The sequence below is a fragment of the Methylobacterium sp. D48H genome (assembly GCF_053345715.1).
This window is the reverse complement of sequence record NZ_JBKFAP010000238.1, coordinates 1-255: the sequence shown is the minus strand read 5'-3', so window position 1 is coordinate 255 and position 255 is coordinate 1. Positions and strand designations below refer to the sequence as shown.

Below are 255 nucleotides of genomic sequence, written 5' to 3'. Positions count from 1 at the left end.
CGCGCTTCGTGCCGCGCAGCAGCACGCCGACGTTGTCGCCCGCCTGCCCCTGGTCGAGCAGCTTGCGGAACATCTCCACGCCCGTCACCGTCGTCTTGGTGGTCGCCCGGATGCCGACGATCTCGACCTCCTCGCCCACCTTCACGATGCCGCGCTCGACGCGACCCGTCACCACCGTGCCGCGGCCCGAGATCGAGAACACGTCCTCGATCGGCATCAGGAACGGCATGTCGATCGGACGCTCCGGCTGCGGGA

1 protein-coding gene is annotated in these 255 nt (G+C 69.4%); it reads right to left on the bottom strand.

Features of this window, described 5'->3' with window-relative positions:
* Positions 1–255 (bottom strand): EF-Tu/IF-2/RF-3 family GTPase (locus tag ACLBX8_RS32295; RefSeq protein WP_447716484.1); only part of this gene is annotated, 255 nt, incomplete at both ends.